Source organism: Streptomyces sp. NPDC043870 (assembly GCF_056435785.1).
In genome coordinates this window covers 243,848-269,890 of sequence record NZ_JBWKDT010000006.1, presented here as the reverse complement: position 1 = coordinate 269,890, position 26,043 = coordinate 243,848, and the positions used below count along the sequence as shown (strand labels likewise).

Annotated in this window: 26 protein-coding genes, 1 tRNA gene and 2 pseudogenes; 19 read left to right on the top strand and 10 right to left on the bottom strand. The window is 70.2% G+C overall.

Annotated elements, in window-relative coordinates; all coding sequences use genetic code 11:
• Positions 1-90 precede the first annotated feature (90 nt).
• The 5 genes and pseudogenes from AC0699_RS11210 to AC0699_RS11190 form a co-directional block, all read left to right on the top strand.
• Positions 91-864 carry a nucleoside/nucleotide kinase family protein gene (locus AC0699_RS11210; protein WP_478658430.1) on the top strand — a complete coding sequence of 258 codons (774 nt, stop codon included), beginning with the start codon at positions 91-93 and terminating at the stop codon, positions 862-864.
• 41 nt (positions 865-905) lie between these two features.
• Positions 906-1,886, top strand: coding sequence for a phosphotransferase family protein (locus AC0699_RS11205; RefSeq protein ID WP_478658428.1), 981 nt, complete (start codon positions 906-908; stop codon positions 1,884-1,886).
• A 321-nt stretch (positions 1,887-2,207) separates the two neighbouring features.
• The gene (locus AC0699_RS11200) at positions 2,208-3,047 is read left to right on the top strand and encodes a class I SAM-dependent methyltransferase (protein ID WP_478658573.1); all 840 of its coding nucleotides are present in this window, start codon (positions 2,208-2,210) and stop codon (positions 3,045-3,047) included.
• Positions 3,031-3,570, top strand: coding sequence for a nuclear transport factor 2 family protein (locus AC0699_RS11195; protein ID WP_478658425.1), 540 nt, complete (start codon positions 3,031-3,033; stop codon positions 3,568-3,570). Before AC0699_RS11200 ends, AC0699_RS11195 begins: the two co-directional genes overlap by 17 nt.
• 446 nt (positions 3,571-4,016) lie before the next feature.
• Positions 4,017-5,231: pseudogene (locus AC0699_RS11190) on the top strand (MFS transporter); the annotation flags it as partial.
• A 295-nt stretch (positions 5,232-5,526) separates the two neighbouring features.
• Here AC0699_RS11190 and AC0699_RS11185 read toward each other — a convergent pair.
• Positions 5,527-6,210 (bottom strand): trimeric intracellular cation channel family protein, encoded by a 684-nt coding sequence (locus tag AC0699_RS11185; protein ID WP_478658423.1) that lies wholly within the window; start codon positions 6,208-6,210, stop codon positions 5,527-5,529.
• Positions 6,211-6,475: 265 nt separating this feature from the next.
• Between AC0699_RS11185 and AC0699_RS11180 the strand changes: the two genes are divergently transcribed.
• From AC0699_RS11180 to AC0699_RS11160, 5 genes are all read left to right on the top strand, one after another.
• The gene (locus AC0699_RS11180; protein ID WP_478658420.1) at positions 6,476-6,820 is read left to right on the top strand and encodes a hypothetical protein; all 345 of its coding nucleotides are present in this window, start codon (positions 6,476-6,478) and stop codon (positions 6,818-6,820) included.
• Between the two features lie 182 nt (positions 6,821-7,002).
• Positions 7,003-7,272, top strand: a complete 270-nt coding sequence (locus AC0699_RS11175; RefSeq protein WP_478658417.1) for a hypothetical protein — start codon at positions 7,003-7,005, stop codon at positions 7,270-7,272.
• Between the two features lie 8 nt (positions 7,273-7,280).
• Positions 7,281-8,504, top strand: a complete 1,224-nt coding sequence (locus AC0699_RS11170) for a 4-hydroxybenzoate 3-monooxygenase (protein WP_478658415.1) — start codon at positions 7,281-7,283, stop codon at positions 8,502-8,504.
• A 278-nt stretch (positions 8,505-8,782) separates the two neighbouring features.
• Positions 8,783-10,816: a transglycosylase domain-containing protein gene (locus tag AC0699_RS11165; protein WP_478658413.1), complete on the top strand. Its 2,034-nt coding sequence runs from the start codon at positions 8,783-8,785 to the stop codon at positions 10,814-10,816.
• Positions 10,817-10,956: 140 nt separating this feature from the next.
• Complete coding sequence (locus AC0699_RS11160) at positions 10,957-11,574, top strand: LAETG motif-containing sortase-dependent surface protein (RefSeq protein ID WP_478658411.1); 618 nt, start codon at positions 10,957-10,959, stop codon at positions 11,572-11,574.
• Between the two features lie 249 nt (positions 11,575-11,823).
• Here AC0699_RS11160 and AC0699_RS11155 read toward each other — a convergent pair whose 3' ends face one another.
• Positions 11,824-12,708: an aminoglycoside phosphotransferase family protein gene (locus AC0699_RS11155; RefSeq protein WP_478658408.1), complete on the bottom strand. Its 885-nt coding sequence runs from the start codon at positions 12,706-12,708 to the stop codon at positions 11,824-11,826.
• Between the two features lie 669 nt (positions 12,709-13,377).
• On the opposite strand from AC0699_RS11155, the gene AC0699_RS11150 reads away from it, so the two are divergent.
• Entirely contained in the window at positions 13,378-14,604 is a 1,227-nt protein-coding gene (locus AC0699_RS11150; protein WP_478658405.1) for an MFS transporter, read from the top strand.
• An 811-nt stretch (positions 14,605-15,415) separates the two neighbouring features.
• Entirely contained in the window at positions 15,416-16,147 is a 732-nt protein-coding gene (locus tag AC0699_RS11145; RefSeq protein WP_478658403.1) for a DUF1775 domain-containing protein, read from the top strand.
• Positions 16,148-16,227: 80 nt separating this feature from the next.
• Here AC0699_RS11145 and AC0699_RS11140 read toward each other — a convergent pair whose 3' ends face one another.
• From AC0699_RS11140 to AC0699_RS11130, 3 genes are all read right to left on the bottom strand, one after another.
• Positions 16,228-16,827 carry an SMI1/KNR4 family protein gene (locus AC0699_RS11140; protein ID WP_478658401.1) on the bottom strand — a complete coding sequence of 200 codons (600 nt, stop codon included), beginning with the start codon at positions 16,825-16,827 and terminating at the stop codon, positions 16,228-16,230.
• The gene (locus tag AC0699_RS11135) at positions 16,824-16,970 is read right to left on the bottom strand and encodes a hypothetical protein (RefSeq protein ID WP_478658398.1); all 147 of its coding nucleotides are present in this window, start codon (positions 16,968-16,970) and stop codon (positions 16,824-16,826) included. The genes AC0699_RS11140 and AC0699_RS11135 overlap by 4 nt, the downstream gene beginning before the upstream one ends.
• A gap of 82 nt (positions 16,971-17,052) precedes the next feature.
• A complete protein-coding gene (locus AC0699_RS11130; protein WP_478658395.1) occupies positions 17,053-17,637 on the bottom strand; it encodes a histidine phosphatase family protein in 585 nt (194 codons plus the stop codon).
• A gap of 295 nt (positions 17,638-17,932) precedes the next feature.
• On the opposite strand from AC0699_RS11130, the gene AC0699_RS11125 reads away from it, so the two are divergent.
• From AC0699_RS11125 to AC0699_RS11115, 3 genes are all read left to right on the top strand, one after another.
• The gene (locus AC0699_RS11125) at positions 17,933-18,160 is read left to right on the top strand and encodes a CbtB domain-containing protein (RefSeq protein WP_478658394.1); all 228 of its coding nucleotides are present in this window, start codon (positions 17,933-17,935) and stop codon (positions 18,158-18,160) included.
• Between the two features lie 12 nt (positions 18,161-18,172).
• The gene (locus AC0699_RS11120; protein ID WP_478658392.1) at positions 18,173-18,985 is read left to right on the top strand and encodes a CbtA family protein; all 813 of its coding nucleotides are present in this window, start codon (positions 18,173-18,175) and stop codon (positions 18,983-18,985) included.
• 135 nt (positions 18,986-19,120) lie between these two features.
• Positions 19,121-20,077, top strand: a complete 957-nt coding sequence (locus tag AC0699_RS11115; RefSeq protein ID WP_478658390.1) for an aldo/keto reductase — start codon at positions 19,121-19,123, stop codon at positions 20,075-20,077.
• 312 nt (positions 20,078-20,389) lie between these two features.
• Here AC0699_RS11115 and AC0699_RS11110 read toward each other — a convergent pair.
• Positions 20,390-20,501: pseudogene (locus AC0699_RS11110) on the bottom strand (hypothetical protein); the annotation flags it as partial.
• A 449-nt stretch (positions 20,502-20,950) separates the two neighbouring features.
• Here AC0699_RS11110 and AC0699_RS11105 point away from each other — a divergent pair.
• Positions 20,951-21,502 carry a DinB family protein gene (locus AC0699_RS11105; protein ID WP_478658388.1) on the top strand — a complete coding sequence of 184 codons (552 nt, stop codon included), beginning with the start codon at positions 20,951-20,953 and terminating at the stop codon, positions 21,500-21,502.
• Positions 21,503-21,580: 78 nt separating this feature from the next.
• Positions 21,581-22,321, top strand: coding sequence for a class I SAM-dependent DNA methyltransferase (locus tag AC0699_RS11100; protein ID WP_478658386.1), 741 nt, complete (start codon positions 21,581-21,583; stop codon positions 22,319-22,321).
• Positions 22,322-22,398: 77 nt separating this feature from the next.
• Here AC0699_RS11100 and AC0699_RS11095 read toward each other — a convergent pair whose 3' ends face one another.
• Positions 22,399-23,091: a TIGR04222 domain-containing membrane protein gene (locus tag AC0699_RS11095; protein WP_478658384.1), complete on the bottom strand. Its 693-nt coding sequence runs from the start codon at positions 23,089-23,091 to the stop codon at positions 22,399-22,401.
• A gap of 278 nt (positions 23,092-23,369) precedes the next feature.
• Here AC0699_RS11095 and AC0699_RS11090 point away from each other — a divergent pair.
• A tRNA-Met gene (locus tag AC0699_RS11090) sits at positions 23,370-23,443 on the top strand.
• Between the two features lie 124 nt (positions 23,444-23,567).
• Here AC0699_RS11090 and AC0699_RS11085 read toward each other — a convergent pair.
• The gene (locus AC0699_RS11085; protein ID WP_478658585.1) at positions 23,568-23,750 is read right to left on the bottom strand and encodes a hypothetical protein; all 183 of its coding nucleotides are present in this window, start codon (positions 23,748-23,750) and stop codon (positions 23,568-23,570) included.
• 281 nt (positions 23,751-24,031) lie between these two features.
• Between AC0699_RS11085 and AC0699_RS11080 the strand changes: the two genes are divergently transcribed.
• Positions 24,032-24,529 (top strand): levansucrase, encoded by a 498-nt coding sequence (locus AC0699_RS11080; RefSeq protein ID WP_478658382.1) that lies wholly within the window; start codon positions 24,032-24,034, stop codon positions 24,527-24,529.
• A 56-nt stretch (positions 24,530-24,585) separates the two neighbouring features.
• Here the strand turns inward: AC0699_RS11080 and AC0699_RS11075 are convergent, their stop codons facing one another.
• On the bottom strand, positions 24,586-25,284 hold the full coding sequence (locus AC0699_RS11075; RefSeq protein WP_478658379.1) for a DUF429 domain-containing protein: 699 nt from the start codon (positions 25,282-25,284) through the stop codon (positions 24,586-24,588).
• Positions 25,277-25,960 carry a protein-L-isoaspartate(D-aspartate) O-methyltransferase gene (locus tag AC0699_RS11070; RefSeq protein ID WP_478658376.1) on the bottom strand — a complete coding sequence of 228 codons (684 nt, stop codon included), beginning with the start codon at positions 25,958-25,960 and terminating at the stop codon, positions 25,277-25,279. Before AC0699_RS11070 ends, AC0699_RS11075 begins: the two co-directional genes overlap by 8 nt.
• Between the last annotated feature and the right edge of the window lie 83 nt (positions 25,961-26,043).

Below are 26,043 nucleotides of genomic sequence, written 5' to 3'. Positions count from 1 at the left end.
GATGATCGTAGCCACCCGGACAGTCACGCGGAAGATCGCGAACCGGTCCGGTCGACGCGGCCTTCACGCAGGTGAAAGGCGAAGATACGTTTGGCCAATGACGTCGCAGGAAGCAGCAGTGCACCACTCGGTCTCGACCTGGCAGCAGCCCTGCCCCGCTCCGGCATCCCCGGGCGCGAGGCGCTCGTGGAACAGGTCGCACAGTGCGTCCTGGCCCTGGGCGGCGGCCGTCTGCTCGTGGGCATCGACGGCTTCACCGCCGCAGGCAAGACGAGCTTCGGACACGAACTGGCCGCAGGCATCAGCGCGGCGGGGCGCCCCGTACTGCGCGCTTCCCTGGACGACTTCAAGAATCCGTGGAAGGACCGGCACCTGTACGACCGGGAGTCGGGCGAGGGCTACTACCGCAACGCCTACGACTACGAAGCGGCCAGGCGGCTGCTGCTCGATCCGTGCCGCTCGCAGGAGGCGGAGTTCTGCGCCCTGTGCAGCATCGACCCGCTGACCCAGCGGGACCACTCCTCGACGAAGACACCGGTGGCCGCTGACGCCGTACTGATCGTGGACGGCCTCTTCGCGTTCCGCCGGGAGATCAACGACTACTGGGACTTCCGCATCTGGCTCGACGTGGACGCGGAACTGTCCGTCCGGCGCGGCGCCGAACGGGACGGGGACGGGTGGGCCGGGTCCGAGGCCGAGTCGATCCACCGCAACCGGTACCTGGTCGCGGAACACCTCTATCTCGATGAGGTCGAGCCGCTGCGCATGATGGATGTCGTCATCGACAACTCGGACTTCGCCGAGCCCAGGATCGTCGGCCCCGCCGGCCGACTGCCGCATGAACCGGTGCACGACAAGCAGTAGAGGGCTCAGCAGGGCCGACGGACAGGTCATAGGCTGTCCGCATGACGGAGGGGCAGCCCGCACGGGTGAACGGAGCGGACATCGACGATCGGGGCTGGTCCTCCACCCGGGCCTGGGTGGAGAAGCACCTGCACCCGCGAGCCCGCGTCGACACCGCGGAACGGTTGCGTGGCGGCTGGACCTCCGACATGCGAAGACTGCGCGTCACAGGGGGTGACCCCCACTGGCTGGTCCTGCGGTCCTTCGTCAAGCCGTTCTTCCTGCACCACGCCGAAGGACTCCTGACCCGCGAGGCGGATGTGCTGCGCCTGCTCGGGAACACCGAAGTGCCCGCGGCCGCATTTCACGCACTCGACGCGACGGCGGCGCACTGCGACCATCCCTCGCTGCTGATGTCGCTGCTGCCCGGCACCGTACGACTCGACGACGAGGGCGCCGGCCGGCGTATCGAACTCCTTGCCCGCCAGCTGGCCGCCATCCACCGGATACGCGTCCCGGCCGACGCCCGCCCCCGCGCATACCAGGCGTGGACCGCGCCGGACCGCGTACGGCTCCCTGACGCCACCGGCCGGCCGGAGCTGTGGCAGCGCGCCGTGGACGTCATCCGCGACGACCCGCCGCCCTACACCGGCTGCTTCCTGCACCGCGACTTCCACCCCGGCAACGTGCTGTTCGCCGAGGACGCCGACGGACTCGCGATCTCCGGCGTCGTCGACTGGGTGGAGACGTCCTGGGGCCCCGCCGACCTCGACGTGGCCCACTGCTCCACCGCCCTCGCCCTGCTGCACGGACCCCGCGCGGCGATGCGCCTGGCCGACCACTACCTCGCCGCGGGCGGCCGGCTGACCGACGATCCCGCCGCCCACCTGTACTGGCGAGTCCTGGACGCGCTCGCCTTCGCCCCGGACGCCGAGAAGGTCGCGGTGCCCTGGCGCGAACTGGGTCGCGTGGATCTGACTCCCGCACTGCTCACCCGGCGGCTGGAGGACTACCTCCAGGAGATCTTCCTCAGCTACGGCTGAGCCCGCCATGAGCCCGGCGCGCATGGCCGGGGGGGCGCGCAACGGTACCCCGGCGCGGCGGAACGGCAACCGGGGGACCCGGGTGCCCGCCGCTCGGCGCGCCTCGGCCGCGCGTGGCCCGGCGGGTCCAGGATCGACGGGACGGCGGCCCCGAATCAGGTATCCGGGCGCCGGCGCCGGCCCCCGGGCCATCGGCGAGTGTCTTGCCGCCGCTGCCCTCGCGGGAAAGTGAGCATTCCACTGACGGCACTGACGGCACTGGACGGCATTGACGGCATTGACGGCATTGACGGCCCATACGGGATGGACGGCGTTGACAGGATGGGCGGCACAGGCGGTGACACGGGTCGCGAAGGCCGCTACGGCGAGGCGGTGTTCCGGCCGGAGCAGCCGGGCGAGGACGACCGTATCGACCTCGGCGCCCTCACCTACGACGACATCACCCTGACACGGCTGACGCTGCTGGGTGCCGGCCCCGGCTGGCACTGCCTGGACGTGGGCGCCGGAACCGGCACGGTCGCCCGCCGCCTCCTCGGCCAGGCCCATGTCGCGGCCGTGCTCGCCGTCGACCGCGACGTACGCTTTCTCACCGGCCGTCCCACCCCCGGGCTCACCGCCCTTGAGGCGGACATCACCGACCCGGACTTCGATCCCGGCCGGTTCCAGCTGGTCCACGCGCGATTCGTCCTCATGCACCTGCCCTCCTGGCACCACATGATCAGCAGGCTCGCCGGCCTGGTCGCCCCCGGCGGTGTGCTCGTCCTCAGCGACGCGATCGACCTCACCACCGCCTCCGCGTCCGCCGACACCCCGTACACCCAGGTGATGCGGGCGATGTGGCAGGGGTTGCGGGACTCCATCGGCACCGACATCTCCTGGGTGCCGGACTACCCGCAGCTCCTGCGGTCAGCGGGCCTCGCACCCGTGGCAGCCGAGATCCATGTGCCTCCGCTGCTGCCGGGCAGCCCCATCAGCCGCTTCTGGGCCGGGACTTGGGACCGGGCGCGGGAGCGGATCGTGGCCACCGGCCTGGTCGACGACGCGACGATCGACGAGGCGATTCGCGGGCTCGACTCGCCCGACTGCGCCGCGCTCTCACCAGGAATGATCACCGCTTGGGGATGGAAGCCCGAGGAGGCCGCCGATGACCACTGCCCCTGACCCCGCGGAGCTGGAACGCGTCTGGGAGCTCCACACCAGCAGCGAGTTCAGCACGCTCGACGTCGAGACGACGATGTCCACGATGACGGACAACCCAGTCGTGATTCACGTCCCCACGGCCATGGGCGCCCGGGGCCGGGCGGCCGTACGCGACTTCTACCGGCGGTGGTTCGTCGGACACAACCCACAGGACTTCACGATCACACCGTTGACCCGCACGACGGGCCGCGACCGCATCGTCGACGAAATGCTCGTCTCGTTCACCCACGACATCCCGGTGCCCTGGATCCTGCCGGCGATCCCCCCGACCAGCCGGCCCATCAGCATCGCGGTGATCGCCGTCGTGTCCTTCGACGGGCCGCTGATCTCGAGCGAACACATCTACTGGGACCAGGCCTCGGTCCTCGCCCAGGCCGGACTCGTCGAAGCCGAGACGCTCTCGGACCTCCCGGTCGTGACGGACCAGCGGGCCACGCTGAACGACGGCCCCCTGAACCAGCTGATGGGCGGAACCGCTCCGTAGCTCCCATCAGGCGGCCTGGGCGTAGCCTTCGGCTCCGGGCGGATCGTCGCCGCGCAACGGGCCCCGCGGTGTCTCGGCTGAACGTGCCCGCCCCCGGCGCGGCTCATCGGCCGGATCGTCGTACAGTTCGTGGGCCTCTGTGGTCGCGAACCGTCCGCAGGGACCGGACCGGGTGTTCCGGTCCGGCCCTCGCGCGCGGTGTACCCGGCCATACTGCGAACGCGAACGCGAACGCGAACGCGAACGTGAATGCGATTGCGAGCAGAGCACCGAGACCGTCGTCCGCCGTGTCCGCCTGCGCCATCTGCTGATGGCCTTCCAGGCGGGTGACGAGCCGCTGCATCTGATCGAGCTGCTGGGCCACGCCGTGTCGCTCGTACACGCCGTCACGCGTGCGGCCCGCGGCCGGGTGCCGGTCGGCGCGGGACGCGGGACAGTGGGACGACATGGGCAGCCTCGGGGAACTGACGTCCCGGCAGCGTGCGGCCATGGTCGCCACCGTGACCGCGAGCGCGCTGCTGTTCTCCAGCCTGACCAGCATCATCGTCGCGCTTCCCGCCATCCAGCGAGACTTCGGCATCGACAGCTCCACACTGCACTGGGTGATCGTCGCGGCGCTGCTGCCCCTCTGTGCCGTAGCGGTGGTCTGCGGCCGGCTGGGTGATGTCGTGGGGCGGCGCCGGGTGTTCCTCCTGGGCATGATCTGCTTCGGCGCGGGCTCGGCGTTGTGCGCGATCGCCCCGGGCGGAACCTTCCTCGTGGCGGCCCGCGGCGTCCAGGGCCTGGGCGTCGCGCTGGCGGTGCCGCTCGCACTGGCGAACCTTACGGCCGCACTGCCCGAGCGCAGACGCGGATGGGCGATCGGTGTGCAGACCGCCGTCACCACGTGCTTCGGCATCGCGGTGCCGCTGGGGATCGCCCTGCTGGTGGAGTACGCGAGCTGGCGGTGGGCCTTCGCCGCCACCGTCCCGGCCAGCGCTCTGGTCGTCGTCCTCGCCCACCGGTATCTGGCCGAGACCCGCGGGCCCGCCGGGGCGACGATGGACGGGGCCGGCTGCGCGCTCATCGCCTCCGGCCTCACTCTTGTGGTCTTCGCCTGCGAGCGGTCCTCGGACTGGGGCTTGGCCGTACCCGCCACCCTGCTCCCACTGGCCGCAGGCCTCGTGCTGCTCATCGCTTTCGTCGCGGTGGAGCGCCGGGCCGCCGACCCGCTACTGGACCTCAGGCCGCTGCGCAGCCGGGCAGTTTCCGTCCCGATGGCCGCCCTGGCACTCATCCAGTGCGCATCGCTCGCTCTCGTCATCTACGTGACGCTGTATCTGCAGCACGTCCTCGACCTGGGAGTCCTGCGGACAGGTCTGCTGCTCCTCAGCACCAGCCTGGGCACCATCGTCCTCTCGCCGGTCGCCGGACGGCTGACCGACCGCGGATACGGCACGTGGCTGGTCGTCACCGGCCTGGCCCTGCTGGGCGGGTGCCTGCTGTGGCTCGCCCACGGCGTGTCGATGCGCGAGGGCGCCCTGCTCGTCCCGGCGCTGCTGGTCTTCGGCCTGGCGCCACCACTGGTCTACCCATCGGCCACCGCACTGATCGTCGGCGCTCTGCCCGAAGCGGCGCGAGGAGTCGGGGCGAGCCTGTCGGTCCAGAGCCGCCAGATCGGCGCGACGATCGGGCTCGCGCTGATGAACGCGCTGTTCACCACTGCCGAATGGCGGGAACGGAACGAACTGCTGAAGCGTTCCGGTGCCGACTTCACCCCGGAGGAGCATGGCGCCCTCGATGACGCCCTGTCACGGGAGCACGCACCGTCCGACCTGCTCGCCCGGCTGCCCGGCACCTCGCAGGACCGGGTCCGCGCCGCCGCCGACGATGCGTTCGTCACTGCCCTTGAGGTCAGTTTCCTGACCCTGGCCGGGCTCATCCTGCTCAGCGCGCTGCCGGCGATCGCCGCCTGCCTCAGCCGACCTGCTGCCGGACCTCACCGGGCGCGGCAGGTTCCCCGCTCTTCCGGGCCAGTGGGCCGCGCCAGCCGTACCGCAGCGCCAGCAGCCGCAGGACGAAAGTGGCCAGCATGGCGGCGCCGCTGCTGATCGGACCCAGCAGACCGAACTCGAGCAGCACCGCCACGGTGCCCGCCCCGAGGACGGCCGGCAGCGCGTACATCTCGCGGTCGCGGCGCAGCAGCGAAGGGATCTCCATCGCGAGGAGATCCCGGAGCACTCCGCCGCCGACCGCGGTCGCGACCCCGATGGCCGCGGCATGGAACGGTTCGATGCCCCACACGGCGGCCTTCACCGTCCCCGAGACGGTGAACAGGCCGAGCCCCGCCGCGTCGACGACCTGGACCGTTCCACTGATGCGGTTGACCACCGGATGCAGGAAGAAGACCACGGTGCCCGCGATGATCGGCGTGATGAAGTAGCCCATGTCCCGGAAGGCCGCAGGAGGAACGTCGCCGATGACGAGATCACGGAACACCCCGCCACCCAGGGCGGTGATTTCGGCGAGGGCCATGATGCCGAAGACGTCGAATCTCATCCGGACGGCCACCAGCGCCCCGGTCACGGCGAAGATGAAGATGCCCGAGAGGTCCGCCACCAGGTGCACCGAGTGACCGAAGATCTCGTACACGTGCGACATTCCGGATCTCTTCCTGCTCCGAGGTCTCCGGAGGCTCCGCCATTGGGACGATGCACGGAACCCCGCTGGTACGAGGAACCGTTGTCCTGCCCCCGTGGCCGTCGCTCGGGGTGCGTCTCGTTTCCGTGGACCGTCCCGGGGCGCGGCGGGGATGGTGTGACGACATGCCTTATACGGTGTTCGGGTGAGGTGTGTTCCAGGGTGCAACCAGCAGGGGCTCCATTGCGCCTTGTGTGGTGTCAGAGACACAACCTGGGAGGCTTCCATGAATGCTGAGCCCCTTCTCGCGATGCCGTCGGCGCTGCCGGAGACCGGGATGGATCCCTACCGATTCCCCGGCACGCGCGACTGTGACGGCGACTGGCTTCACAGCGCGGTGACGACGGGCGAGGACGAGCTTCTGCCGCCGCCCGACCCGAGCCGGCGAGTGCCCCTCGCGCTGGCGGCGCCCGACCGGCGCCGCCTGGATCTGCACGTCGCCCTGACGCGGACAGGAGTCGCGCCGCTCCCCGGCGACCTCGACGCCATCAAAGTCCTGAGCGCGCTAGACGACACGACGATCGCGACGATCCTGCGCTGGATCACCAGCCCCAGCCCGAAAGCGGCATAAGGCTGCTGCGCGCACCGGCCGGACTCCGTACCTCCGCCAGCCCCGACCCGGTAGCGCAGAACCGCTCCGCCCCGCCCCTGGGGACCGATCGTGAGCAGTCGAGCGCCCGTTGCGGCTTCGACCGTTCGGATCGACCTCGACCGTTCGGATCGAGGTTCTCCAGGCCGGCGGGGCGGTGGGTAGTGGAAAGAAGACAGGCAACCGGCTTCCGGGCCACCATGGCACCGGCGAGCGGCTCGCTGTGGCCCGAACTCAACTACGCCGACCCGGCCCCCGACACCGTTCAGGAGTCGTACGGCTACTCGCAGCGGATGAACGACAGCTTCAACCGGCCGAACACCATGGCCCACGCGTACAGCCAGCCGGGTACCGGACTGACCGGGGACGCCGGCCTGAAGGACGCCGTCACCGCCGGCCTGGACCACCTCTGCTCCGACGAAGCACCGCCATAATGCCCGGCATGACTGACGCCTCCTCACCCTCCGCCTCCGTCGCGAAGCAGCGCACCCGCGTGGTCGTCGTGGGTGCGGGCCCCGCCGGTCTCACGGTCGCCAGCATTTTGCGTGCCGCGTCCGTGGACTGTGTGCTGATGGAGACGGAGAGCAGGGACTTCATCGAGCAGCGGCCCCGAGCGGGCTTCATCGAGGAGTGGGCGGTGCGTGCCCTGGAACGGCGGGGTCTCGCCGACCGGTTGCTGGAACACGCCCAGACGCACAGCGAGTTCGAAGTCCGGTTCATGGGCGAGCGCCATCGGTTCGGGTACGCCGAGCTGTCGGGACGCCGTCACTACGTCTATCCGCAGCCGCTGCTGGTGAAGGATCTGGTCCGGGCGTACGCGGACGACGCGGGCGGCGACGTCCGATTCGGCGTACGCGATGTGGAGCTGCACGCCATCGACACGGATCGGCCCTCGGTGTCGTACACCGACCCGGAGTCGGGCGAGCGGGTATCGATCGACTGCGATGTCGTCGCGGGCTGTGACGGCGCACGCGGGGTGACGCGCACCTGCCTGCCGCCGCAGCACACGACCCTCGCCCGGCATGACTACGGCGTCGGCTGGCTGGCTCTCCTCGCCGAGGCGCCGCCGTCCAGTGACTGCGTCGTCTTCGGTGTCCATCCACGCGGCTTCGCCGGCCACATGGCCCGAAGCCCGCAGGTCACCCGCTACTACCTCGAGTGCCCGCCCGGCGACGACCCGGAGAACTGGCCGCACGAGCGGGTGTGGGCCGAGCTCCGCGTCCGGCTGGCGGCGGACGGGGCGCCGCCGCTCACCGAGGGCCGGCTGATCGAGAAGCGAGTGCTGGACATGCACAACTACGTCGTGGAGCCCATGGACTACGGACGGCTCTGCCTGGCGGGCGACGCCGCCCACCTCGCCGCACCGATCGCCGCGAAAGGCATGAACCTCGCACTGCACGACGCGATGCTGCTCGGCGACGCACTCGTCGCCTCCCTCCGTGACGGCGACGACAGTGGCCTGCGCGGCTACTCGGCGGCCTGCCTGCGGCGTGCATGGCAGTACCAGGAGTTCTCGCAATGGCTCTCGGAAGTGCTGCACGGGCCCTCGTCGGGTGATCCCTTCCGGGCGGGTTGTGCGACGGCCCGGCTGCGGCGGCTCTTCGCATCGCCCGCCGCTGCGGAGGCTTTTGCCGAGCTGTACATCGGCAGGGACCTTGATTGCTGACACGGCCGGTCCGGTCCACGGACGCAGTGTGTCGGTGTGTCGGTGTGTCGGTGTGTCGGTGGGCCGGTGGGCCGGTGGTCGGGAGGGGTGGGGGTTGTGGTGCGTTGGCGGGGCCGTACCGGTGAGAGGCGAACAGCCACTGTCGGGTTCCCTGCCGGCGGCGTGCTTTCTTTCACACAGAAGAGAGACAACGCGGCGGAGCCGCAGTGCGTATTGCTCGTAGAGATCCGCGTCGCGCCGATGGTGCGCGCGGGGCATGACCGAGGAGCAGCCGCAGCATGAGCGAAGAGACGCCTCCATCCCGTTCACGCCGCAGGCGGGGCAGCAAGCGCCCGCGCCTGATCGACTATCCCCGGCGGGGCAGACGCGGGGTCCGCCGCTGGCTCCCGTCGTGGCGGCTGCTGCTCGGTACCTTCGTGACTCTCTTCGGCGCTCTGCTGGGGCTGTTCGCCCTCGTCTACGCCTATGTCGACATTCCCAGCGAGCGGGCCGCGGCGAGCCAGGAGGCCAATGTCTACTACTGGTCCGACGGCAGCCAGATGGTGAGTGTGGGCGCGGTGAACCGGCAGAACGTGCCCCTGTCCACGGTGCCTGTCCCGGTCCGCAATGCCGCGATAGCGGCCGAGAACGCCGGCTTCTACACCGACTCCGGTGTCTCGTACACCGGTCTTGCCCGTGCCGTCGCCAACATGGCCCGGGGCCAGGAGACCCAGGGCGGCTCCACCATCACCCAGCAGTACGTGAAGAACACGTATCTGTCCCAGGAGCAGACACTCTCCCGCAAGGTGCAGGAGTTCTGCATCGCGCTGAAGATGGACAGCCAGAAGTCGAAGGACGAGATCCTCCAGGGCTACCTCAACACCAGTTGGTTCGGCCGCGGCGCCTACGGCATCCAAGCCGCCTCCAACGCCTATTACGGAGTCGGCGTCGACAAGCTGAATCCCAGCCAGGGCGCCTTTCTCGCCGCACTGCTGAAGGGCGGCAACGAATACGATCCCGCGGTCGGCGCGGGCAACCGGAAGCGTGCGGTCGAGCGCTGGTCCTGGATCCTGGACCGCCAGGTCGACCTGGGCATGATGAAGGAGCAGGAGCGCGCGAAGTACACGACGTTCCCCGAGCCCCGCAAGCAGTCCATGTCCACGAATCTGAGCGGCCAGACCGGCTACCTCGTCGACCTTGCCAAGCGGTACGTCAAGAAGAACTCCAGCCTCACCGACGCCGACCTCGACCGGGGCGGCTACCAGATCCACACCACGTTCGACAAGGACGCGGTGGCCCAGCTCGAACGTTCCGTCAAGGGTGTCCTCGCCCGGCACATCGACCCGAAGACCCGCAAGGAGGACCGGCACGTCGAGGTCGGCGCGGCGTCCGTGCGGCCGGACGACGGGGCCATCGTCGCGATCTACGGGGGCGCCGACGCGACCCGGCACTTCACCAACAATGCCGACACCTCGGGGGTCCCCGCAGGTTCGGTCTTCAAGCCGTTCGTACTCGCCGCCGCGCTCCAGAACGGTGTCGTGGCCGAGGACGGCTCCGAACAGATCGTCACCACCGAGAGCTTCTACGACGAGACCGGCACACTGTCCACCGGGCTGCCACCGGTGCGCGGACCGGACAACTTCGTGTCCCCCCTGGCCTCATCCGCCCGCTACACCACCTTGCGCGGGGCGATGGTGACCTCCGCCAACACACCGTTCCTGCAACTGGGCGCGGACACGGGGCTGGATCGGGTCGAGAACATGGCCGTGGCAGCCGGAATGCTCAAGAGCAGCATGGCCCCCCGCAACAAGGAGTTCCCCCTCGGTACCTCCTCGCCGAGCGCGATACGAGTGGCCGGCTCGTACGCGACGTTCGCCGGCGACGGGGTACGCAACGAGCCCTACTCGGTGACCAAAGTGCTGCGGGGCAACGAGCCGGTCAGCGGACTCGAGCGGCCGCCGGCGCGGCGTGTCATGGACCGGACGGTGGCGCTCGATGTCACCTCGGTCCTCCGGGACGCGGCAATAGACACCCCGGCCGTACCGGCGGTGAGGAAGCTGGGCCTCTTCGCGGCGGCCTCCACCGGCCGCAACGACACACAGCGGGCCGCGTGGTTCGCGGGCTACACGAAGAAGCTGTCGACAGCGGTGACGATGTTCCGGTCCCAGCCCGGCAAACCTCTGCTGCCCATGAGCGGCACGGGCGGCGACGACTCAATGCGGGGAAGCGTCTTCCCGGCGCAGATCTGGTCCGACTACACAACGACGGTTTCGCCCGCGGCCGAGCCCTCCGCGGACCTGCCGACGCCGGCCCCGACGGAGACCGGCGGCTGACCCCAACCACCTTGCGGCGCAAGCGCGATGCTGCTCACCTGCGCGTAAAGAATGGGGGCGGGGTGGGCTGCGGGGCGCGAGGGACGGGGGAGTACTCTGCGCGGCACCAGACCCGATGTTCGGATGTACGTGGAGGATTGATGAAGGTACCTACCCGCGCGTGGAAGCGCTCGGGCGCGCTGATAGCGGGTGCGGCCACAGGGTTAATCGGAGTGGGTCTGTGCGCCACTCCGGCAGCGGCCCACACTCCCGTGTGGACGGTGACCTGCTCCGAAGTCACCGTCGATCTCAAGGCATACAACGACGATGTCACCAACACGGTGACCATCACCGTCGACGGCAAGGACCTGCTGACCGGTAAGGAGTTCGGGCGGGAGTTCCACGACACGCTCAAGCTGCCTGAACACACGGCCGAGGTGCCGGTGCGCCTCATCGTGAAGGCGGGCGACGGCGAGAAGTTCTCGCGCGACGAGACCAAGACCTCGCCGGTCTGCGAGTCCGAGCCGCCCTCGCAGCCCCCGAAGCCTTCGGAGCCCCCGAAGCCCTCGGAGGAGCCGGAGCCTTCGGACACCCCGTCCACCACACCGCCCAGCTCCGAGACTCCCGCTCCGGCGCCCAGCACGCCGCCGCCGGGCGACCTCGCCGAGACGGGTGGGTCCAGCGCCACGCCGGTGATCGCCAGTGCCGCGGCCGTGGCGGTCCTGGCCGGTGCCGGCATCCTGGTGGCGACCCGCAAGCGCCGCGCAGCCCGCGGCTGACCGCGACCAGGCCTCCCGTGCCCTGCGGCCTCCCGGGCCGCAGGGCACGCTCAATGGATCCAGGTGTGTGGACCGTCGGGGCGTTGGGCCTCACCTTGCTGGACCCCTACGCCCCGGGCCTGGCCCCGCGCCCGATCGAGGCCGGGCCCGATGCGCAGCCGCCGCGGGCCACCATGTCGCGGATCGGCGGCACACCGCTGCGGGGCACCTGCGTCCAGCCCTCGGCGGTCCCATGCGAGCCCACCGGGCTCACACCGGGAGGACCTCACGGATCACATGCCGTGCGATGTCCGCCATGACCGGGTTCGTCTCGCGGTAGTACCGGAGTTCCATGAGCGCGATCGAGAGCGCCCAGCCGCGACCTCGTGCCCAGGTCGCGTCGTCGACCCCCAGGGCGGCGCGGAAGACGTGGCGAGCCTCGGCGGGCAGCAGGTACCACGCGACGATGAGGTCGACGGCGGGATCGCCCAGTCCCAGGCATCCGAAGTCGATGACGGCGCTGAGCCGGCCTCGGACGATCAGCAGATTCCCGGGTTGCAGGTCCGCATGGATCCAGACGGCCGGGCCGGGCCGGGTGGGGGCCCGCAGGGCTGCTTCCCATGCGGCGGTTGCCGCGTCGGTGTCGATGGTCCCTTGAAGTGCTTCGATCGCGTCGCGCGTCGTGGCGTTCCGCACCGCCAGGGGTTCACTGCGGTATGCGGGAGGCCCGTCCGTGGGATCGATGCGCTGCAACGCGGCGACGAACTCCGCCAGATCTCCGGCGAGCCCGTCGGGCTCGGCGATACGGCCGATGGCCGGGTTCTCGCCCTCGAGCCAGCGGTAGACGGACCAATGCCAGGGATAGCCCTCGGCAGGTAGTCCCTTGCCCAGCGGTGCGGGAATGGCGACGGGAAGCGGTGGGGCGAGCCGCGGCAGCCACTGGTGCTCCTTCGTCACGTCACCGGCGGCCCCGGCAATGCGCGGGAGCCGTACGACCATGTCCTCGCCGAGCCGGTACATGGCGTTGGATGTGCCGGCGGAATCGATGTGAGTGACGGGGAGGTCTGCCCACTGCGGAAACTGCGCGCCGAGCAACCGGCGCACCAGGGATGCGTCGGTGCTCACTTCGTCAGCGTGCATCCTGCGAGCGCACATGGGCACCTTCCGGACCGGAGTGAGACCAGCGCCCGGCCCGGGCGACTTGGCCGGGCGGGGCGGGCCGTCGACTGTTGTGGGCGACCAGGCCGGCGTTGATACAAACGTGCCGCGACGTTGTCGTCAACTCATATATGCCGGTGGGAACGAGAGCGGGGCCCTGGCCATCGCGGCTCTGGCGGTGGTCAGGGAACTCCCGGCTCACGTCCAGCACGAGTTTTCCAGCAGCGTCCCGCAGTCCTTGGCCGATGACCCAGTCGTCGGAGGCGGGGTTCGGCCCCTGGGCGCTCGCGAAACCGTAAGTCAGGGGTCTTGGCGGACATGTAGTGGTCTCGGACCAGGGTTTCGACGGCGATGCGCACGACGGCGAATCCGGCGAGGGCGACGGCCATGGCCGGCAGGACTCGACGCGAGACCGTGCCGGCGAAGATGCCCAGCGCCACCGCGACAGGGCTGGAAGACTCGATGTTGTCCCCGGCGGCGATCGACGGTCTGGCGGTGATCGGCGCGGGGCAGGTGCGTTCCGTGGCGACTCGCTGGACTGGGGACCGTACCCGTTTCGGTGCCGAGCCGCGTGGCACACCGGAGCGTGCGTCCGTACGTGCACGATGGCGTCGTGCCGCGTCGCGCCGGGCGCCGCCCATGGGTCGTCACTCGTATCGTGCGGGCGTGATCGTTCGCAGGGTCGGTACGAGCGCGCGAGACCGAGTCGGGGCAGGCGGGGGAGGGAGGCTCGGGTACCGGGCGGCGGCCGCGGTGTTCGCCGTCGGCATGGCCGGGACGACGCTGCCCACCCCCCTGTACGGCCTCTACCAGGAGAAGATCGGCTTCTCGGAGCTGATGGTGACGGTCGTCTTCGCCGTGTACGCGATCGCGGTCATCACAGCCCTTCTGGTGGCAGGGAACTACTCCGACGCAGTGGGCCGCAGACCCGTCCTTCTGGCGGCCATGGGCTTCTCGGCCGCGAGCGCGTGCTGCTTCCTCCTGGAGAGGGGTCTGCCACTGCTCTTCGCGGGACGACTGTTGTCGGGTTTCGCCGCAGGGTTGCTGAGCGGTGCGGCGACGGCGGCCGTCATCGAGCTCGCCGGGCCCGGGAAGAAGGCGCGCGCCGGGTTCGCGGCCACCGCCGCGAACATGGGCGGACTGGGCTGCGGGCCACTGCTGTCGGGGCTGCTCGCGCAGTACGCGCCCTGGCCGCTGATGCTGACGTTCTGGGTCCACCTGGCCCTGGTGGCGGTGGCCTCCGTGACGACCTGGCTGCTCCCCGAGACCGTCCAGGACCCGCAGCGATGGCCGCCGTTGAGCCCACAAGGCGTATCGGTCCCGCCCGAGATGAAGGGTGTGTTCGTGCCCTCGTCGGTGGCGGCGTTCGCCGGTTTCGCACTGCTGGGCCTCTTCACCGCGGTGGCGCCGAGCTTTGTCGCGATGACCCTGGACGTCCACAATCTGGCGGTCACGGGCGCCGTCGTCTTCTCCGTGTTCCTCGCCTCGACGATCGGACAGTCACTGACGGGGAGGTTCGGTGCACGCCGTGCGCTCCCCGTCGGCTGCGGCGTTCTGGTCGTCGGACTCATGCTGGTGGCCTCGTCGCTGATCGCCCAGTCGCTGCCCCTGCTCGTCATGGGTGCCCTGTTCGGTGGAACGGGGCAGGGCCTTGCCTTCCGCGGCGCGCTGAGCCTCGTCAGCGGCGCTGCCCCGGAACGGCACCGAGGCGGGACCATCTCGGCGTTCTTCGTCGTCGCCTACGCCGGTATCTCCCTGCCGGTGGTGGGTGTGGGCGCCATGGCCATGTGGCTCGGGTTGCGCGGGGCGGGGTTGGTGTTCGCCGGCTGTGTGATCGTGGTCGCCGCCTGCGCGGGTACGTATGCGGCGCTCCGCCCGCCTCCCGGACGGTGAGCAGGAAACGCTCGCCAGGTCGGGCAGTCCGAGCAACCGGCGCGCGAGTTACGTATCGGAGGGTTGTGACACCGCTTCGGGGCCGACGCATGGATGATGAGCACGGCATGACCGCGACCAGGGTTTCCGTGAGCTGCACCGCACCGCCTGAAGGGCTGTGCGGACGGTTCCTGCGGGCTGGACTGTTCGCGGCGATCAGTGGGGCCCTGGCCACGGTCGGCCACCATCTGGCTTCCGAAGATCCCGTGCCCTGGACGCGTCTGACAGTGGCGACGGTGGCCGTCTTTGTCGCCGCTCTCGTCGGTGCACGGCGAAGCCGCGCGCTTCCGTCCGTGGTGATCGCGACGCTGGCCGCCCAGGCGGTGCTGCATCGCGAGTTGTCGGTGCGGGCGTCGTCTCATGGCAGCCATGAGGTCCACCTGGCAGCCGACACGGGACATGCCGTCCACCACGGCCCGTCGTCGATGCTGCTCGTGCACGTTCTGGCCGCTGTGGCCGTCGCCGCTCTGATGCACCGGGCCGACGCCCGCCTGTCCGCGTTGCCGGTCATCCTGAGCCGGCTGGCACGGTCGGCCGCCGTATCACTCGCCGTTGGGACCGGACGACGCCGCTTGCGGCCTGCGGTGCCCAGGCCGTGCTCGGGCGGGCTACCGCTCGCCGCCCGCGACTTCCTCCCCGTACGGGCTCGACTCGTTCATGTTCTGGCGCTCAGAGGTCCGCCGAGGATGCGTTGCGCATCCCTCGTCCTGTCGTCAGCGGACCGTGTCGGTACTCGACCGCTCCGCGCTGCACCGAAACGAGTCACAGAACCATGAACAGAACACGACTGTCTCGCAACGCCCTTCGTCTGAGCACCGCTTCACTCGCCGCGGTGATCGCTGCCGTCGCCGGAGCCACCACCGCTGCCGCGCACGCCGAAGTGACCGCCTCAGACGCCCGTGCGCTCGCCGAGAACGTCACCCTGACCTTCACCTCCGAGGCCGAGTCGGACACCGCCGGCATCAAGGAGCTGCGAGTCGTCCTGCCCGAGGGCATCGCACCCTCCACCGTGGTGATGAAGGACGTGCCCAAGGGCTGGACGTTCACCCCGACTGCCGACGGGTACACCGTGGGCGGCGCCGTGCTGAAGACCGGCGTGGACGCGGAGTACAGGATCGTCGTCCGGCAGCTGCCGGATGCGAAGTCTCTGGTCTTCAAGACCCTCGAGACGTACGGCGACGGCAAGGTCGCGCGCTGGATCGAGGTGCCCAGCGGCGGCACCGGAACGGAGAACCCGGCTCCGATGCTGGAACTGAAACCGGCCGCTCCCGGAGCCAAGCCCATCGCGCCGAGCCCGGCCCCCACTCCGGAGGAGAGCTCGCCCTCCGCGCCGCCACCGGTGGCCGCACCGGCGCCGGCGCGCACGGCAACCTCTGAGCGGACTGCCGCCGAGAAGAGCGACAGCGGCAGCAACGGTGTGGTGATCGGCGCGATCGCAGCCGTTGTGGTGCTCGGTGCCGGTGGGGTCGTCTGGTTCAAGCGCCGCAGCGGACCATCGGCGTAGACCCCGGCGGGCGGGGAGCAGGGAGCGCGCCCGCTCCCTGCTCCCGCTCTTCTCTGTCGGCTCCGCCAAGGCGGCGTCTTCTATGGGTGGTTGCTGCTTTCCGGCGGGAAGGATTCGGTGACCTCAGGACTGACCGGAGGCAGCGCCCATGGCTCCAGCGTGCCGCTGCAGAGTTCGACGAGGAACTGGACGGTACCGCCCTGGTAGTGCCACCAGCCCCCGTTGCGAGAGGCGATGGTGACCAGCCACTGCTGCGGAGTGTCCCCGGTGGTACTCCACAGGAACTTGTCGCCCTCATTCGACTCTCCCCACGGCAGCAGCCCGCCTGGGGCCGGATGCGGGCGCAAGCCGATGGACATGTCGGCTTCCCACCACGCCTGGATGACCCCTGTGAGGTCGTTGCCGATGCCTCGCAGGTAGTGGTCCTCCTTGCCCGGATCAGGCAGGCTCACCAGGAGAAAGTCGTCGAGCACGAAGGCGGGATACCACTCGGCGAGGCGCTTGAAGTCGCTGGGCAGAGCAGTGCCCAGGCCGCTCTCCAGCACGGCCCAGTCGAGCACGGCGGGCTCCGGTCGACGGTGGTTCACCAATCCTGGAACGGCGTCTTCCAGTGCGGCGATCGCCTCATCCGGGTCGGAGAACAGGCATGTTGGTGTCTGGGTGCCGATCAGGCCGTTCACCACCTGAACATCACTCCGCACCAGGTCCGTCCCGAGTAGTGGACCGCGCTCCGCAGGTCGGCCTCCTCCACAGGGCGGGCGTTGCGCACGACGAACGGCACGCCCGTGCCGTTGAGCGTGAGCAGCACGTTCCGGACCTCCATGCTGGGCAGCGGTGCGACACCGCGGATCGCTCAGTGCCGGTGTGACGTGCTGGGGCACCGCCGTGGAGTATGCCACCCCACCTCATAGGTCGCCTGCCTGCCCTTCCAGGGGACGGCCGCTTCGGAGATTCCACCGCTGGGCCCTGCCGCTGAGTTCGGTGGCGGTAAGGGGGCGGACGTCCAGCCGCCAGAATGTCTGGTCGGGTGCCGACAGGGCGTGGATCACGGCGGCGCGGATCACGTCCGGTTCCGCGACGGCGAGGATGCGCCCGGCCCGGCTGTGCAGAGTGTCGAGCCATGCGCCGACCCGGATGCGTACGTCCCGCAGCGATTCGCCGCCATGGGGTGCCGCGGTCGGGTCGCCCAGCCAAAGGGCCACGGCTTCCTCTTCGGCGGCCGCGACGGCGTCCAGCGTCTGTCCTCGCCAGCGCCCCATGGCGCAGGCGGCGAGGTCGGTCAGCGGTTCGGCGTCGAGCCCGAGGGCCTGGGCGGTCCGGCGGCAGCGCAGGGACGGCGACGTGTAGGCGTGAGTGGCCGGGGCGAGTGCGCCCGCGGCGGCCTCGGCGCGTGAGATTCCCGCCGGGTCGAGAGAGCTGTCGTCGTCGAACCGCACGTCCCGCAGTGCTTCGCTGGTCGCGGGGGAGATCAGAGTGACGCGTACTGTCATCGGTTCCCTTGGTGTCCCTCCGCTCGTCAGTTGTCAGGCGCACCCTATCGATGGGGGGCGTGCGGGAGTGATCCGGGACTCACGCCCTTGGCTGAAAGTCCGTCTCGCGGTACGGTCGCGTCGACATTTCAACAACGTGACGACGGCGAGACGGAAGTCCGGTGAGAATCCGGCACGGTCGCGCCACTGTATGCCGCAGCGGTATCCCGGAAGGGATCGCGCCGCGGCGAGTCAGACCCGTGGGCCGTCGTCCTGCACCACCGTATGGGACGCGTGTTCCCGAGGAGGTTCCATCATGGCCGAGGCCGTCGTCTCCGCTGCCGTATCCACCCCTTCCGTTCCTGTGCCGGCTCCTCTGCCCGTGCGTGCGGTTCTGCCCTGGGCGGTGTTCGTCGGCCTCCTGGCGCTGATCGCCCTGTACTTCGTCGGCGCCGAACAGGGCGCCACGTCCGTGTTCGCCGGTGCCGACGTGCACGAGTGGGTGCACGACGGACGTCATCTGCTCGGCTTCCCCTGCCACTGAGGGGCGACGCACGTGTACGCCTCAACTGTCAGAGGTCTGCTGGTCCGTGGCATGCTCGCGGGCTTGATCGCAGGACTTTTCGCCTTCGCCGTGGCCTATGTGGTGGGTGAGCCCGCCGTGGACGGCTCGATCGCGGTGGAGGAGGCCCAGGCCGCCCAGGAGGCTCATGCCGGGCACGGCGGCGCCGCTCCCGGGGAAGCGGCCGAGGAAGAAGAGGAGCTGGTCAGCCGCTCCCTGCAATCGACCGCCGGTCTCGCCACCGGCGTTCTCGTGTACGGGGTCGCGCTGGGCGGCATCGCCTCCCTGGCGTTCTCCTTCGTACTGGGACGTGTGGGCCGGTTCAGCCCACGGGCGACCGCGGCGCTCCTTGCGGCGGCAGCCTTCACCACCGTCTATCTGGTGCCGTTCCTGAAATACCCGGCCACCCCGCCGGCGGTCGGCAACCCGGACACGATCGGGAAGCGCACCACGCTGTTCTTCCTGATGATCCTGCTCAGTGTGCTGCTCGGCATCGCAGCGGTCATTGCCGGGCGGCGGCTGGCACCGCGTCTGGGCAACTGGAACGCGACGCTGGTCGCCGGTGCGGGCTTCATCGCGGTCGTGACTGTCGCGTTCGTGTTCCTGCCTGCGAACGACGACGCGGTCAAGGCCGGTTTCCCCGCAGCCCTGTTGTGGGAGTTCAGGGTTGCTGCGGTCGCTGTCCAAGTCGTGCTGTGGACGGTCTTCGGAGTCGTCTTCGGCGCCCTGGCGCAGCGCCTGCCGGCCCTGCGCACGGTCGGCGCCGAAGCTGCGGCGGCGGAGCAGGGCGCGCCCGCCCTCGGCTGACCCGCGCACGAGGCCGGTCCGGCTCGACACACCAGGCCCCGCCGCCCCTCCACGGGGTACGGCGGGGCACTGTCGCATCCTGCCCGGCCTCCACCCCGCACACGGGCACCGCTCGCGGCCCCGTAGGGTGACGCCGTGACGACGAGCAAGGGCATGAGTGGCGGACACCTGCTGTACGGGTGCATGGGACTGGGCGGGAGCTGGGAGCCCGGCCCTTACGGGGCGGCGGACATCGCCGCGGCCGAGGCGGCGGTCGCCGCGGCCCTGGAGATCGGCGTCACCACGTTCGACCACGCCGACATCTACCGCCACGGCAAGGCCGAGGCGGTCTTCGGCGAGATCCTGGCCCGCGCACCGGGGCTGCGCGAACGCATCGTCCTGCAGACCAAATGCGGCATCCGCCTCCCCGACGGCGAGCGCCCCGGCATCTACGACCTGCGCGGGCACACCATCGCACGTCGGGTGGAGGAGAGCCTGACCCGGCTGCGCACCGACGTCATCGACGTGCTCCTCCTGCACCGGCCGGACCCGCTCGCCGATCCCGACGACATAGCCGAGGCACTGACGTCCCTGCACCGGCAGGGGCTGGTGCGGCGGTTCGGCGTCTCGAACATGGCGGGCGAGCAGATCGCGCCGCTGCTGGCCCGCCTGGGCGTGCCCCTGGTCGCCAACCAGCTGGAGATGAGCCTCCAGCGCCGCGACTGGCTCGAAGCGGGCGTCCTGGTGAACACCCCCGCGGCGTCGGCCAACGGCTTCCCGCTGGGCACCCTCGAATACTGCCGCGCGAACGGCATCGAACTCCAGGCGTGGGGCGCGCTGGCCCAGGGCCGCTTCACGGGCCGCGAAGAGACGCCGCAGGAGCGGGCCACCGCGGAGCTGATCGCCTCGTTGGCCGAGAAGAAGGACACCACTCCGGAGTCCGTCCTGCTGTGGTGGCTGCGGCGCCACCCCGCCCGCATCGCCCCGGTCATCGGCAGCGTCCACCCCGATCGCATCCGCGCCTGCCGCGACGCGGCCCAGCGGGAGCCGGACCTCTCCCACGAGGAGTGGTACGACCTCTGGCTGGCGGCGCGCGGTGTGCCACTGCCCTGAGGGTCGTTCCCGAGGGGGCCATGGAGACCTTCTGCGGCTGCCCGCCATCCGGGCGTTCGCGACGCGGTCGGCCCTGCGGCACGGCTGCACGAACCTACGCCAGCCACCGGTGGGGTGAATGGAACCAACAGCCGCAAGATACGGACACGGCTGTGGGAAACCGTCCGGTCCGTCAGCTCAGCTGCCGCACCGACATCAGTAGATGCTGATGACCTTCGCGCGTTACGTCATCCGCACCCGGTACGCCGCTGAGCAGTGCCCGTTGGCCCGGGCCCAACAGTTCGAAGCACACCTCAGAGGCGCTGAAGGAGTCGGCGGTCAGGAGAAGGCCGCCCAGTACGGGCACAGGCGAACGTGCGGGCAGCGAACAGGCCGCCCATGCCACTGCCTCTGCGAGAGCGCTTCTCCCGATCCGGAACTCCATACGTGCATTCCCCATCCCGTCACGCCAGTTGGTCCGTGCACGCTATACGCCGCCACTGACAACGGTTCCTGACGCCGGAGGCACACCGAAGGGACGCGTCACAGGCTCGCGACACCGCCCAGGGCGCGGGCGAGCGGGCCCGTGTGGGCTGGACGTCGCTCGACGCCCTGCCCATCGGCATCGTCGTCGCATCCGCCGTCCACGCGACCCTGATGCGGCGTTCCCGGGACGGGCTCGCTACGGCGCTGCGGGCCTGAGCCGCCGCACGGCCCTCCGGATCGCGGGGGAGGAGCCCCAGGCTGCGCGGTCACGACCGGCTCCGCCTGACCCGCGACGGGATCGCCGGGGCGTGGCGCGTCCACGCGAAGCCCCTCGCCCCCGGCCCCTCGCTCAGCGCGCAGTGCCGCGGCAGGGTTCCGGGCCTCCACCGCATGGTCCATGATCGTGGGATGGCGATCCCAAGGAGAAGAGCGGAAATATTCGTCAGCGCCGAGCCCGACGGTCGATTCAGCGGTCCTGCGACCGGCGACGAGCGCCGCATGCTCGTCGACTTCCTGGCAGCCCAGCGCGCGACCCTGAAGCTGAAGTGCACCGGCCTGGAGGCGGAGTTGTCCCGGCGGTCCGTGGAGCCGTCCACGCTCTCCCTGCTCGGCCTGGTACGGCATCTCGCGGACGTGGAGCGCCGCTGGTTCCGGCAGGTGCTCGCCGGGCAGGACGTAGCGCCCCTCTTTTCCTCGACGGCTGCCCCTGACGGTGACTTCGACGGTGCGGTGTCCGACCCCGAGGTCGTCGCGACGGCGTGGGAAGCATGGCGTTCTGAAGTGGCGTTCGCCGACCGCTTCGTCACCGAGGCACCCGACCTCGACATCGAGGGCCACGACTCGTGGCGGGGGACAGTGTCGCTGCGCTGGGTGCTCATCCACATGGTCGAGGAGTACGCCCGGCACAACGGACACGCCGACCTGCTCCGGGAGCGGATCGATGGAGCGACAGGTGTGTGAGTCCAGGAGGTCCTCACGGCTGCGGTGACCCGCGAAAGTTGCGGGCACTGCAGCGGTCCTTCGCAGTACGTTCGTGCGATGGGTGATGAGGACGGATACTTCGGAGCGAGTGTCGCGGCGACGTACGACGCGTCGTCAGCGGACATGTTCGAGCCGCGCGTCGTGGACCCGGCCGTCGGTGTCCTGGCGGGACTGGCCGGTGGCGGCCGGGCCCTTGAGCTGGGTATTGGGACAGGACGCGTCGCGTTGCCGCTGGCACGCCATGGAGTGCCGGTCCATGGCATCGATATGTCACGGGCGATGGTCGCCCGGCTGCGTGCCAAGCCGGGTGGTGACGCGATCAGCGTGACGATCGGCGACTTCTCGACGACGAGGGTGGACGGGACGTTCTCTGTCGCGTACCTGGTCTTCAACACGATCATGAATCTGACGACACAGGCGGCGCAGGTGGCCTGCTTCCGCAACGTCGCGGCTCACCTCGACCCGGGAGGCTGTTTCGTCGTCGAGGTCATGATTCCCGAGTTGCGAAAACTCCCTGCTGGTCAGAACGTTGTGCCGTTTCATGTGAGCCCGACGCGGTGGGCTTTCGACGCCTACGACGTCGCCACGCAGGCGATGAGCTCGAACTACCTCGAGGTCGTCGACGGCCGCGGTGAGTTCAGGTCGATTCCCTTCCGGTACGTGTGGCCGGCGGAACTCGACCTGATGGCCCAGCTGGCCGGGCTGCGGCTGCGCGAGCGGTGGGACGGATGGACGGGGGAACCTTTCACGAGCGAGAGCCGCCAGCATGTCTCGGTCTGGGAGAAGCCGACTGGTTGACCGCGGCACTGCTCGATGGTGCGGCCCTCGCTCGGCGCCGATGATGCGACGGGCACGGGAAGTTGCGGTGCGGGGCCTCAGTTGCTGCCGCCCCCGCCGCCACAACTGGAGCCGCCGCCTCCTCCTCCTCCTCCTCCTCCTCCTCCTCCTCCGCCACAGCCGTAACCGCTGTCCGAGCCGCCGCAGCTGAAGCCACCGTCAGAGCCGCTGTCCGAACCGCCGTCCGGACCGCTGTCCGAGCCGGGGTCGTAGTCGAGGTCCAGGCCTCTGCCCATGCGGGCCAGGAGCCGGCCCAAACCGGACGGTAGAGGCTGCGCGTCCATGATGCCGCGGCGGACCCGCCCGTCCGGGAGGACAGCCGGTCCGGCAAAGACGTATGCCGGCAGGCTCTCGTCCCGTCGAGCTGCCTTCACCTGCCGCTTGCCCGCCCTGGTCCGCCGGTGGCGGGTCCCGGTCACCAGGCCTCGTGCAGCCAGTCGCCGGCCGATCTCCTCGACCTCCGGGGAGCGTTGCACGGCCGTGCGCACATGGACCACGCTTCTGCCGCGCGGACACGATGCGAACGCGACGCGCTCGACCGGGTGCTGGGGCTGCTCCTGGCCCACGGCACGCACCCGTGTACCGATCAGCACCAGCAGCCCGCGCTCGCTCAGTGCGATCACCACGCTGTCCGCCACCCGCTGAGCCCCGCCCGCCAGGAACGCGACGTCATACGCGTCCAGGGCCCGTGGCGCCTCCGCAGCCGCTGCCGGCCGGAACACCTTCCCCATGCCGATCCCCCTTCGTGCACCCCGCTGCTGGCAATTTCGCCTGTGAGGAAGCGCACAACCCTCTCCTGCGGGAGTTCAGAGCAACATTTGAGCTTTCCGGTCGGGGAACCGTGGGCGGGGGCCGAGTCGGCGAACGGGCGACAGCTCGGCGTCGGGTCAGCGGTGCTTCACGAGCAACGGCATCCGGGCCGGCCGAGATGGCCGGTTCGCCAACGCTGCTCGGTGAGCCGCCGCAAAAGCACTCGCTCGGCGTGGCCGCCCCGTCCTGCAGTGGAGGCCGCCGGGTGGAGCAGGTCGGTGGCTCGCTGGGCTCATAACCCAGAGGTCGCGGGTTCAAATCCCGCCTCGGCTACGAAGAGACGGGCCCGTCGCACATGGTGCTGCGGGCCCGTCCATGTGAGCGAGTGCCAACGACGGCCCGCGACGTCACGTACTCCGCGGGCGGCACGACCGCCGGCCTCAGGGGAACTGTCCGATCACTGCCCTGGTGCGAACGACCGTACCGCCGGAGGGAGCCCGCCGCTCATCGGCGTGCTCGGCCGGATCACACGCTCCAGCTCTCGAACAGTGCGCTCGGCTTCGCTGCGCACTTGCGCGGGAACGTCCCCGAGCTCCGTGACGAGCCGGTCGTAGATCGGCGCTTCCTGCCACACGGTCAATCAGTCCTCTCCCATCGGTTCCGCTCCGTCGTTGGATCGGAAGCGGCTGCCGAGTGTATGCCGGACCGGCGGATCGTGCGGTCCGTGGCCGAACCGCGGACGTCCGAATCCCTGCGGTTGCGCCGCCGAGCGGACATGGAGAGAGCTGGTCACCCGCACCCGCGCGGTGAGTCTTTCTGGCCGGTCTCTGTGGCCGGTCTCTGTGGCCGACCCCCGCACCGTGGTCGTGAGGACCCGGGCCCGGTGGGGCCGGGGGGACCGCCCTGAGCGATGATCTGCCCATGAACGAAGCAACACCGGTACAGAACTACCTGCGATTCGTCGAGCACCGGCTGGCGACCGACGGGTGCGCCCCGCGCTGGGAGCACTGTGGAGGCACACCGGTCCTCATCGGCCGACGCGCGGACTTCCGCATGAAGTGGGCGGCAACCAAGCTGCACCTGTTCACTGCGGTCGCGGCCGTGCCCGAGATCACCGTGCCGGCCATTGAGGCCTTCACCTGGCACGTCCTCGACTACGCCCGCAAGAACAAGGGCGGCCTGCCGGTGGGGCTGCAGACCGGCGTGGGTGCCTTCCCGGTCCTGGTGAGCGAGCGCGTCGACCCCGCGGCCATGGCGTGGGCACAGGAGCAGCAGCGCAATCGTTTCGCGTGCTTCGCGCGGCCAGTCGTCGTGGACATGTCGAACGGCCATGTGGGCTTCTACCGGGACAACCCCACCCTGGGCCGGATCTACGCGAACCACATGATCGAGAAGGGCAACCTCTACTTCCTGAAGTAGTACCGCACGGGCGTCCACCACTGCATGCATCCGGCAGTGGCATGCATCTGGCGGTCTCAGTACCAGATGGCGATCGGCCGGCCCCGGCGGTCGTGCTGCGGCGGGTCCGGGAGGCATTGCGCGCGGCCCTGGGCGATGCGGTGCGCGCTCCAGGCTGCGGCAGCCGCGTCCAGCACATCGTCCGGGGGCACGCGTCCCGCGTCCTGGAGATCGTCGGGAAGGACGACCCCGGCCGCTGCGAGAAGCGAGCGCCGGGTCATCTGTCCCGCCCAGCTCTTCTTGCGGTGGGGGAGCGCTGCCCCCTGCGCCAGCGCCCGGAACGACACCTCCGGGTGCACCTCGAAGAGACGATCGCCCCCGGTATCGGCCAGGCAGTCGTTCGCCTCTCGCAGCTTGACGGCGAGCCCCCAGCTCTGACGGCTCAGTCCGGCTCCGGTGAGCTCCCGGCACCGGCGGTTCGCGGCCGCGTAATCCTCCTCCTGCCACACCGCATGCGGCGGCACCCGGAAGACACTGCCCCTCTGCCGGCCGAGCAGAGCCGCCGCCTCCGTGTCCGCGCGCCGCCACCCCGCGTCGAGGAGTCCCAGCGGCATGTCCACGGCCACGACGCCGCCGGCGTCATTCCCGGCCTCGCGGAGCAGCGACCGCAGGCAGGTGCCGACGCGGGCGCCCGCGAACCGCCCATCACGAAGTCCGACCGCCACCCATCCGCCCGGGCACGCGTCGATGCCGAGGACCGCAACGGCGTCACCCATGTCGGCCGGATTCCCCGAACGGGGCCGTCGGGGGATATCCGTAGGCCCCGTACAGCCGGACGAAGTGTGCCGCCACAACGACCCCGCAGCGCATCAGACCGTGGGCCCTCCGCTCGTACACCTCGACCTCCTCCTGACCGCCCGGCCCGATCGGCTGGACCAGACGGCCACCGATACGCAGCTGGGCGATCAGCGGCGGCGGCACCTGCGGGAAGGCGGCACAGACGATGACGGCATCGTACGGGGCGAGTTCGGGCACACCATGCGTCCCGTCGCCTACGACGATCTCGACGTTCTCCACGCCCTCACCGAGGAGATTGCCCCGGGCCTCCTGCGCCAAGTCCGGCCACCGCTCCACGCTCACGACGTCCGTGGCCAGCCGGGCGAGGAGGGCGGTCTGGAAGCCGTGGCCGGTACCGATCTCCAGGACACGCTCGCTGCCGGTGAGGCCGAGCGCATCGATCATCATGGCTACCAGCGAGGGCTGCGTCGTCACCTGAGCGTGGCCGATGGGAACAGGTACGTCCACGTACGCCGATGCCCTGTGGGAGGCGGGGACGAATGCGGCGCGCGGGGTGACCCGCAGGGCGTGAAGGAGGCGTTCGTCGGTCACACCAGCGGCACGGGCGGCCCTGACCAGGTCGTCCGGAGTGGGATCGGAGCTGGGGTACGTCATCGTGTCCGCCTCCCGTTCAGATTACCGGAAGGGCCTCTTGCCCCACTGCGTCCGTCCCGGAGCACACTGCGCACCACCCCAAC